The organism is Micromonospora sp. NPDC048843, assembly GCF_040649965.1.
In the GTDB taxonomy this organism is placed as follows: Bacteria; Actinomycetota; Actinomycetes; order Mycobacteriales; family Micromonosporaceae; genus Micromonospora; species Micromonospora hortensis.
The window spans coordinates 1-9,714 of the sequence record NZ_JBEZGJ010000221.1; the positions used below are offsets into that span (position 1 = coordinate 1).

Below are 9,714 nucleotides of genomic sequence, written 5' to 3' on the forward strand. Positions count from 1 at the left end.
CCACAGTGTGGGGGCCGGACTCATATCACTTTCAGTGGTAGCGGGGACAGGATTTGAACCTGCGACCTCTGGGTTATGAGCCCAGCGAGCTACCGAGCTGCTCCACCCCGCGTCGACTGGTTAAGACTAACTCACCCGTTCCGGGCGATGATCAGTGGGGTCGCCATCCGCTGTGGCCGGCACCCCGCAACGTCGTGGCCGGCACCCCGGAATGTCGAAAGCCCGCCTCCGGCGAACCGGAGACGGGCTTCGAACTGGTGTTTCTCTCGTAGCGGGGACAGGATTTGAACCTGCGACCTCTGGGTTATGAGCCCAGCGAGCTACCGAGCTGCTCCACCCCGCGTCGGCTCGCTAACCGTAGCGCACCGACCCGGGACACCGCAAAGCGACTCCGATACCACCGACACGGACAGCTCTGACCTGGTCGTAGTCAGTCGAGCCAGTTCTCGATCGCCGCGACCGCCCGTCGACTGTCAGCATCGACCTGGGACCGAACGACCGCCGTGTGCTCCCAACCCTGCTCCCAGAGCACCGTCACCACATCGCCGACCCGGACCGCCCGGATCAGCCGAACCTCCTCCGTACCCGGCTCGCCCATCCCGTCCGGCATCGGCGCCCGCATCTCGAACAGCACCGACCCGTCCCCGTACGTCCCCGAGGCCAGCAGCCGCTGTCGCCACGTCCTGTTGTCGTCGGACAGCTTCTGGTCGGGGCAGCCGCGCACGGCCTGCCGCAGTTCCCGCAACGCGTCGTCGGCGCGGCCTGCCCGGTAGATGGTGATGGTGTGCCGGTAGCTGCCGTCCGGCACGTGCCCCGTCGGCGTCTCCGCCAACTTGTAGGCCAGGTAGCGACCACGGCGTTGGACCATTGCCGAGTCGCTGGGCAGGGGCGTCCCGCACAGCGTCGGCAGTGCCGGACCCTCCCCCGAGGATTCCAGTCCGGTCCGGTTCGGGGCCGCCAGCACGAAGAAGGCGCGGTCCGGGATCGAGGTGGGCGGCCGAGGTGCCGCGGATCCGGTGGCCGGCTGCGACGGCGTACCGCTCGGGCTGGTCCGCGACGGCGGCGGGGACGACGGTGTCGACGCCGGGGTCGGCGTCGGTGACGGTCGTGAGGTCGCGGTCGCCCCGGTCGGCAGCGGGCCGGGGATGTCGGCGGGCGGTGGCAGCGGTGCGGAGCCGTCCGCCGGGTACGCCAGTCGGCCACCGACGGCGACCCCGCCCACGAGAAGCGCCACCGCGAGCGTCGAACCGGCTACCCGGGCTCGGGCCCGCCGGTCGGCGAACCGCCGAAGTGACTCGGGATGGGTCAGCTCGTGCCCGTCCGCGACGGTGCTGAGCGACCGGTACAGGTCAGAGAGTTCAACTGACATCGTTCGCCTCCAACTCCACTGCGCTGAGGTCGGGCAGCAGCGCGGCCAGCCGGGACCGACCTCGGGACAGCCAGGACTTCACGGTGCCGACCGGGGCGTCCGTCTCCCGGGCGATCTCCTCGACGGACATGTCGAAGAGGTAGTGCAGGGCCAGCGCCTGCCGGTGCTTGGCGGGCAACTGCCGGAGCGCTCCGACCAGGAGCACCCCGTCCTCGCTGGGCGGGGGTGCGACCGCCGGCGGTCCGGTACGGCTCAGCACCACCCGCCAGCGGTGCAGGCGCCGCCAGCGGTCGGTGGCCAGCCGGGCCACCACGAGCCGCAGCCACGCCTCCGGCGCCGGATGCGACGACAGTCGCCCCCACTGCCGCCAGGCCCGGGTGTACGCCTCCTGCACCAGGTCCTGCGCCTCACTGTGGTCGCCAGCGACCGCATAGCCGTACCGCAGCGTCCGCCGGGCGGTGCTGCGGTAGAAGTCATCGAAGCTCTGCGCGTCCCGCACGACTGTTCCCCCTCGTCCCCACCCCGTTGCATTGAGGACGGCGGACCGGCGCCGCAGGTTGCGGGCGCGGAGGGTGCTGTCGGTGACGTGACAGATACGCACAGATCAGACAACGGCCGAGCCCCCGCCGTTCGGACCTGATGCGGTCCGAGCGACGGGGGCTCGGGGAGAAACTGCTGGCGGTGGCGGGTCAGCCTCCGGCACTCGGGCTGGCACCCGGCGCACCAGCGGCCTGCTGCGCCTGCTGGAACGCGGTGAGCGCCTCGTCGAGGGCCTTCAGCGCACGCCCGTACCGCTCGAAGTCGCCTGACGTCTGCGCGGCCCGGACCTCGGTGATCGCGGTCTGCACTCGGTCGGCGGCGGCAGCCAGGTCACCGGTCGGCGGTGGCGTGCCGGCGCTCGGGGTCGGCGTTGGCGCCGCCGTCCCCGAAGGCGTCGGAGTCGGCGTCGGCGTCGTCGGGTTGCCCCCGGTCGTCGGCGGCGGCGAAGTGCCCTGCCCGGCCTTCTTACCCTGCTCGACCAGCTGCTTGATGCCGTCGTTGATGTTGTCGGCGAGCGCCACGAAGGAGCCGCCGTCACCGTACGAGAGCAGCACCTTCTGCAACAGCGGGTACGCGTCCTGCTGGTTGCTCTTCACGTAGACCGGCTCGACGTAGAGCATCCCGTCGGCGAAGGGCAACGAGAGCAAGTTGCCGTACTGCACCTGCGCCTGGTTGCTGGAGAGCAGGTTGAGCTGCTGACGGATGTTCGCGTTGTTGGTCATCTGCTGGTGCACCTGCACCGGGCCGGAGATCCGGGTCTGATCCGGCAACTCCAGCACCTCCAGCCGGGGCTGCCCGTCGACGTACGACCCGGAGATCAGCGCGGCGAGGTTCTGCCGGCCGTTCGGGGTGACCGCCGAGGTGAGCTGGAACCGGGGGCTCTCCTGTCCGGGGAACTGGGTGAACAGGTAGTACGGAGGCTGCTTCTGACCGCTGTCCGGGGCGTCCGGCACGTTGGGCACCTGCCAGAAGTCCTGTGCGGAGTAGAAGTCACCCGGGTTCGTCACGTGGAACTTGGTGAGCAGGTTGCGCTGCACCTTGAACATGTCCGCCGGGTAGCGCAGGTGCTCGCTCAGCTCGACCGGGATCTCCGCCTTCGGCAGCACCAGGTCGCCGCCGAACGCCTTGTTCCACGCCTTGAGCACCGGGTCGGTGTCGTCGTACTCGTAGAGCTTCACAGTGCCGTCGTACGCGTCGACCGTGGCCTTCACCGAGTTGCGCATGTAGTTGACGTCTTCGCGGGCCAACTGGAAGGTGCCCCGGTTGGTCAACTCGTCGGTGGTCTCGGTCTGCAGGTTGACCTTCTCCGCGTACGGGTAGGAGGCCGCAGTGGTGTAGCCGTCCACGATCCACTGCACCCGACCGTCGACCACCGCCGGGTACGGGTCGCCGTCCAGGGTGAGGAACGGCGCGACCTTCTCCACCCGGTCGCGCGGGTTACGCACGTAGAGCAGCTTGGAGTCCTTGTTGACCGCCTCGGAGAGCAGGAAGTTCGACTCCTGCTCCTTGATGGAGTACAGCAGTCGCCGGGTGAAGGAGCCGATCTCCACGCCGCCCTCACCGGTGTAGGTGTAGGACTCGCCGCCGCCCTCACCGACCGGCCTGTCGAACTCGGCCTTCTTGTTCGGGTCGGACTGCCCGACGATGGCGTAGTCGTCGGCCGCCATCCGCTCGCCGTAGTAGATGCGCGGCTGCTTGGCCGGGATCTGCTCGGTCTGGGAGGAGCACGCCTCCTGGGTCTTCTCGCCGAGGAAGCCGGAGACGAAGAACGGCTGCCCACCGCAGACGACCTGGTTGGCCGGGGCGGCCACCAGCCCGTACCCGTGGGTGTAGACGGTGTGCCTGTTGATCCAGGTGTTCTGCTGGTCGGTCAGCTCGCCGTAGTTGATCTCCCGGACGCCGACCACGTAGTCGGAGACCTTGCCGTTCACCCCGTACCTGTCGATGTCCAGCTTCGGACCGAAGTCGTAGAAGCCACGCACCTGCTGGAGCTGGGTGTACGTCTCGCTGACCAACTGCGGGTCGAGCAGCCGCACGTTCGACACCACAGAGGTGTCGGTGGCCAGGTTCCCCGGTGGGGTGAGGTTGTTCGCCGCGTACGGGGTCGTCTCGGTGGCCCCCAACCCGAACGCCGCCCGCGTCGCGTCGATGCTGCGCTGGATGTACGGCGCTTCCTTGTCCTTGGCGCTCGGCTTGACCTCGAAGGTCTGCACCGCCCAGGGGTAGATGCCGCCGATGGCCACCGCGGACACGCCGAGCAGCGCCAGCGAGATCCCCGGCCAGACCAGGTTGCGCATCCAGGCGTTGGAGAACACGAGGATCGCGATGGCGACCACGATCGAGATGTAGGCGAGGATCTCCTTCGCCGGCAGCAACGCGTTGACGTCGGCGTAGCCGGCACCGTACAACTTGGCGCCCTCGTTGTACTCCAGCAGCATGGCCCGCCGGTCCAACACGTACGCGATCGCCTTCAACAGCACGAAGACCGCGACCAGGGTGCTCAGGTGCGCGCGGGCCGCGTTGCTCATCCGGTCGCCGACGCCCTGCAGGCGGACCCCGCCGAAGAGGTAGTGCACCGCCAGCGCGCCGATCACGGCCAGCACCACAGCGGTGAAGGCGACCCCGAGCAGGTAACGCCAGAACGGCAGTTGGAAGACGTAGAAGCCGATGTCGACACCGAACTCCGGGTCCTTGATGCCGAAGTCACCGCCGTTGCGGAACAGCAGCCACTGGTTCCACCGGTTCTGCGCGGAGAGACCGGCGAAGAGCCCGACCACAGCGGCGGTCAGCGAGATCCAGGTGCCGAGACGCGGGCTGAGCACCATGCGGTAGCGCTCCAGCGTCGCCTGCTCCACCGAGTGCGGACGCAGTCGCGGGCGCAACCGGTAGGCCAGCCAGAGGTTGCCGCCGACGATCAGCGCCATGCCGAGGCCGATGGCGAGGAAGAGCACCAGCCGGGTGAGCAGGACGCCGGTGAAGACCTCGGTGTAGCGAACCTCGTCGAACCAGAGCCAGTCGGTCCACGCCTGGACACCCCAGCCGAGCAGGGTGAAGAGCACGAACACCCCGACCAGGACCGCGATGGTGACGCGCCCGCGCCGGCTCATCCTCGGGAGGGGGCTGCTGCTACGCATGACCACTGTTGGCTCCGCACGCTCGATATGATCGGCTCCGACCAGGCACCCAGAGTACGGGGTGTTCCTGAGCGTGGCGGGGCACGGTCACACCGGTCAGCAACGCGTCGGCTGACCACCCGCCCGCAACGTCTCCAGAGCGGTCATCGCCTCGTCCAACGAGCCCACCCGCAACAGCGGCAGATCGGGCTGCGGATTGCGGACCGCCTCGGCGCAGTTGTCCGCCGGCACCAGGAAGACCTTCGCCCCGGCGCGCTTGGCGCCGACCAGCTTCTGGGCGATCCCGCCGATCGGGCCGACGGCGCCCTCGTCGTCGATGGTGCCGGTACCGGCGATGATCTGGCCGCCGGTGAGGTCGGCCGGGGTCAACTTGTCCACGATCCCCAGGGCGAACATCAGCCCGGCGCTCGGCCCACCGATGTCCCCCAGGTCGATGCCGAGCGTGAACGGGTGGGGCTGCTGCTGATCGATCTCGACACCGATCCGCGGTCGGCCGTCCTGCTCCTGACTGGTTACCGTCGCGGTGGCCGGCACGCCGTCACGGGTGTAGCCGATGGTCAACGCCGTGCCCGCCGGCTTGGCCCGGACCAGCTCGGTGACCTTCGCGGCCACCGGCACCGGCTGGCCGTCCACCGAGGTGATCACATCGCCGGCCTTCAGCGCCCCGGCCGCCGGGCCGTCCCCGGCCACCGTCTTGATCACCACCTGCACCGGAAAGCCCAACTCCCGCAGCGCGGCGGTCTCCGCGCTGGTCTGCGACGCCTTGAAGTCCTCGGCGTTGCGCTGCTCGACCTGCTCCGTCGACTCCCCCGGCGGGTAGACCAGCTCACGCGGCACCACCGCCTCGTCGTCGGAGAACCAACCAGCTATCGCCCCTCGCAACCGCACAGTGGGCTGCACCCCCACCGTTGTCAGCCGCAACTGGCCGGCCGAGGTCGAGGTCTCCCGACCGGAGACCTGGATGACCTCTTTACCGTCGGTCGTGCCGAGGGTGTTGACAGTCGGCCCCGGGCCCAGCACCACGTACGGAATCGGTACCCGGAGCACCCCGATGCTCAGCAGGGCGGTGAACAGGGCACCGAGCAGGACCGTCAGGCCACGACGTCTCATGCCGCAGAGCGTACCGACCGGCTGCGGGTCACCCGCCGGATGCGCCACGCGACTTCGCCCTCAGCGCAACGCCAGCGGCGGCTACCTGGGGCGCGGTCCGCGTACCGTAGATGTCGTGCCTGATATTCCGTTCGGTTTCGCGCTCCCGGGTGGGCAGCCACCAGACCCCAACGATCCCGCGCAGATGCAGCAGTTCATGTCGCAGTTGCAGCACCTGCTCTCCGCTCCGGGCAGTGGGCCGGTCAACTGGGACCTGGCCCGGCAGGTAGCAGCCAGCCAGCTCGCGGCCGCCGGTGACCCGGCGGTGTCGATGTACGAGCGCAACGCGGTCGAGGAGGCGCTGCGCCTCGCCGACCTGTGGTTGGAGCCCGCCTCGGCGTGGCCCTCCGGTATCCAGAACCCCGTTGCGTGGAACCGCAACGAGTGGATCTTCAAGACACTGGACGTGTGGCGCAAGCTGTGCGACCCGGTCGCCAGCCGGATGGTCGGCGCGATGGGCGACCTGGTGCCACCCGAGGCGCGCGCCCAGCTCGGCCCGATGCAGTCGATGGTGGCCTCCCTCGGTGGCGCGCTGTTCGGCGGTCAGCTGGGCCAGGCCCTCGGTTCGCTCGCCGCGGAGGTGCTCTCCGCCGGCGACATCGGGCTGCCGCTCGGCCCGGCCGGCACTGCCGCGCTGATCCCCGCCAACATCCGGGCGTACGGCGAGGGCCTGGAACTGCCCGAGGACGAGGTCCGCCTCTACGTGGCGCTGCGCGAGGCCGCCCACCAGCGGCTGTTCCAGCACGTCCCGTGGCTGCGTGGGCATGTACTCAGCGCTGTCGAGATGTACGCCTCGGGCATCCGGGTCAACCGGGAGGCGATCGAGGAGGCGATGGGCCGGGTCGACCCGACCGACCCCGAGTCGATGCAGGCGATCGCCCTGGAGGGCATCTTCACCCCGGAGGACACCCCGGCGCAGAAGGCCTCACTGGCCCGCCTGGAGACCGCGCTCGCCCTGGTCGAGGGCTGGGTGTGCCACGTCGTCGACAGCGCCGCCAGCGACCGGCTGCCCAACGTCGTCCGGCTGGGCGAGGCGTTCCGCCGTCGCCGGGCCGCCGGCGGTCCCGCCGAGCAGACCTTCGCCGCGCTGGTCGGTCTGGAACTGCGCCCCCGCCGACTGCGCGAGGCCGCGGCGCTCTGGGCCGCGCTCACCCAGCACCGGGGCATCGAGGGCCGCGACGCCGTCTGGGGCCACCCGGACCTGCTCCCGTCGGACGACGACTTCGCCGACCCGGTCGCCTTCGCGATGAACGACATGGACCTCAGCGAGCTGGACAGCTTCGACTTCTCCGCCCCCGGCGGGGTGGAGGAGAAGGCCCCCGGCCAGTCGGATCAGCCCGGCCCGTCCGACGAGACCGACGGCGAGGGCGACACCAAGTCCTGACGTCCGCGCATCGACGGCCTGCGCCGTGGGTGCCCGCAGATCGGCGGCGGGTACCCACGGCGCGTTCGGCGGTGCCGACGGTTCAGGTGGGTCGGCTCGACCCGGAGAGCAGGGCGCGGGTCGCTTCCCAACCCTCGAAGGCCGGGTCCAGCGTGGCCAGGTCGGCCGGGCCGCGCAGTCGCCGCCAGCCGGTGGTGACCGCCACGTCACCCGGGCGCGGGGCGTTGGCGCGCGCCTCGGCCGGCGTCGCCGTGTCCAGTTCCAGCGTCGGCAGCCAGTCCGGCGCGGGCAGTCGTACCGCGACCCCGAGCAGACCGGGGCCGCCGCCCTCGACCGGCGCCACGGCGACCGGCCGACTGGTGAGTGGGCGGAGCAGCTTGCCAACGGTCAGGGCGGGCAGGTCAGGCACGTCACTGACCAGCACTGCCGCCTGGTCGTACCCCTCCAGCGCGGCGAACACGGCGTTAGGCGTCGGCTCGGCCACCTCGTACACCGAAGTGCCGGGCCACACCAGCGCATCGGCCAGGGCCCGGTCAGCCGGGGTCACCGCGACAGCGACCTCCACCTCGTTGAGCGTGGCGAACAGGTCGATTACGTCTTCCGCGAGCGCCGCTCGCCACTGCGCGAGGTCGACGCCGGGCGGCGACCAGTGCACCGGCCCGAGTAACGCCACCACAACCCGTCGCGCCATCCCCCGACCCTAGCGCCCCACCCCACCCAACCACCTCACCCGGCCCGACCCACGACCCGGCGCGGGGCTCAGCGACATGATCGACTCGGTTCCATTGAAGTCGCGGTGTCCGGGAGACTCGGATAGCGCGGTATTCAGGAAGGCGAGTGGATCTCGTCGCGCGGCGTCCAGAGGCTCGGAGCGGGGGTGGATCAGGTGGGGAGCGGCGCGCAGGAGGAGGCAGCGGCGACCCCTTCGAGGTAGCCGCGGGCGCGTTCCGCCTTGGGGTAGCGACCGACCAACGCCCAGAACCGGGCGTTGTGGCTGGGCACGATGAGGTGCGCCAACTCGTGCAGCAACACGTAGTCGATCACCCATTCGGGCATCTCCTGGACGCGGTGCGAGATTCGGATGCTGCGGTCCGCCGGCGTGCAGGAGCCCCACCGACCGTTCTGGTTGGTGACCCATCGGACGCTGGCCGGCACCGCCTTCGCGGCGTATCCGGCGAGATAGAGGTCGATGAGCCGATTGGCCCGAGCCAGCAGCTCGTCGTCGGAGCGGGCAAGGCGGCCCTCCCGGGCGGCGAGCCGGGCGAGCATCCGGTCGACCCACTCGCTCTCCTCGGCACGGGAGAACTGGTCGGGGATGAGGACGACCACTCGCTCACCGTCACGGTACGCAGACACCGTGCGTCGTCGACGCTGACTGCGCCGCACCTCGACGACCGGCTTGCGCGTCCCCGCCATCACTGGCCCGCGCAGCCTCGACTACGTGTCACGAAGGCAAGCTAATGCCCACTGACCAGGGGTCCGCAAGAGTCAACCGCACGACACGCGCCCGGAAAATGGTGATTGGTCGCCACGCGTCCCGAAAATTTCTTGACCGCAGCGTCATCGCGCCATCTCGTCACCCTTGGTGAACGCCGATGACGCCGGTGCGCGGCACGTCTCCACCGTAGGTGATCACCGCCCCGGATGCCGCCGCGGGGGCACTCGCACGGGTGGCTGTCAGGGTTTGGTCGGCGTGTCCCCGCCAAACTGACTTATCCGACCTATTTCGCCATGCACACTCTCGACGTCGACTTGCTCACAGTGTCGATGCACAGCTGACATGGAACCGCCCAGACCTGGGTAGGGTCCGCGGACCAGCGGTCACGAAGGTGGCCGCGGAGTGAGACCCAGCGCCGGCGCCCCGTGTGGCCCGCCGCCGGGCACCCCGCCGGGACGGCATTGACCGGCGGACGAGACGAGGAGGGCACCGTGGCCGACCAGGCCCAGACGACCTACAACGGTTACTGCGTGAAGTGCAAGGAGAAGCGGGACTTCGAGGGGCACGTCGAGGTCTCGAAGACCGGAATGAACATGGCCAAGGGCAAGTGTCCGGTGTGCGGCACAACAGTGAACCGCATCCTGGGCAAGGCCAAGGTCTGACCCGAACGGGTGAACGGGGGTGGGGTGGCCGGCTGGCC

Annotated in this window: 8 protein-coding genes and 2 tRNA genes; 2 read left to right on the forward strand and 8 right to left on the reverse strand. The window is 69.9% G+C overall.

Translation table 11 applies throughout. The annotated features are described in order from the left end of the window. Positions 1 to 35 precede the first annotated feature (35 nt). From AB0C20_RS32300 to AB0C20_RS32325, 6 genes are all read right to left on the reverse strand, one after another. Positions 36 to 112: transfer RNA gene (locus tag AB0C20_RS32300), tRNA-Met, on the reverse strand. A 157-nt stretch (positions 113 to 269) separates the two neighbouring features. Beyond that, positions 270 to 343: transfer RNA gene (locus AB0C20_RS32305), tRNA-Met, on the reverse strand. Positions 344 to 430: 87 nt separating this feature from the next. Next, positions 431 to 1,369, reverse strand: a complete 939-nt coding sequence (locus AB0C20_RS32310; protein WP_357569412.1) for a hypothetical protein — start codon at positions 1,367 to 1,369, stop codon at positions 431 to 433. Next, entirely contained in the window at positions 1,359 to 1,868 is a 510-nt protein-coding gene (locus tag AB0C20_RS32315; protein WP_357569413.1) for a SigE family RNA polymerase sigma factor, read from the reverse strand. The genes AB0C20_RS32310 and AB0C20_RS32315 overlap by 11 nt, the downstream gene beginning before the upstream one ends. Positions 1,869 to 2,058: 190 nt before the next feature. Further along, positions 2,059 to 5,043: a UPF0182 family protein gene (locus tag AB0C20_RS32320; protein ID WP_357187975.1), complete on the reverse strand. Its 2,985-nt coding sequence runs from the start codon at positions 5,041 to 5,043 to the stop codon at positions 2,059 to 2,061. 96 nt (positions 5,044 to 5,139) lie between these two features. Further along, positions 5,140 to 6,153, reverse strand: coding sequence for a PDZ domain-containing protein (locus AB0C20_RS32325; protein ID WP_181518365.1), 1,014 nt, complete (start codon positions 6,151 to 6,153; stop codon positions 5,140 to 5,142). A gap of 115 nt (positions 6,154 to 6,268) precedes the next feature. Between AB0C20_RS32325 and AB0C20_RS32330 the strand changes: the two genes are divergently transcribed. Beyond that, positions 6,269 to 7,576: a zinc-dependent metalloprotease gene (locus AB0C20_RS32330; RefSeq protein ID WP_357187977.1), complete on the forward strand. Its 1,308-nt coding sequence runs from the start codon at positions 6,269 to 6,271 to the stop codon at positions 7,574 to 7,576. A gap of 82 nt (positions 7,577 to 7,658) precedes the next feature. On the opposite strand, the gene AB0C20_RS32335 is transcribed toward AB0C20_RS32330, so the two are convergent. Further along, positions 7,659 to 8,267: a hypothetical protein gene (locus AB0C20_RS32335; RefSeq protein ID WP_357187979.1), complete on the reverse strand. Its 609-nt coding sequence runs from the start codon at positions 8,265 to 8,267 to the stop codon at positions 7,659 to 7,661. A 191-nt stretch (positions 8,268 to 8,458) separates the two neighbouring features. Beyond that, positions 8,459 to 8,992: a M48 family metallopeptidase gene (locus tag AB0C20_RS32340; protein ID WP_357187980.1), complete on the reverse strand. Its 534-nt coding sequence runs from the start codon at positions 8,990 to 8,992 to the stop codon at positions 8,459 to 8,461. Positions 8,993 to 9,505: 513 nt separating this feature from the next. Here AB0C20_RS32340 and AB0C20_RS32345 point away from each other — a divergent pair. Then, the gene (locus AB0C20_RS32345) at positions 9,506 to 9,676 is read left to right on the forward strand and encodes a DUF5679 domain-containing protein (RefSeq protein WP_167457767.1); all 171 of its coding nucleotides are present in this window, start codon (positions 9,506 to 9,508) and stop codon (positions 9,674 to 9,676) included. Positions 9,677 to 9,714 lie beyond the last annotated feature (38 nt).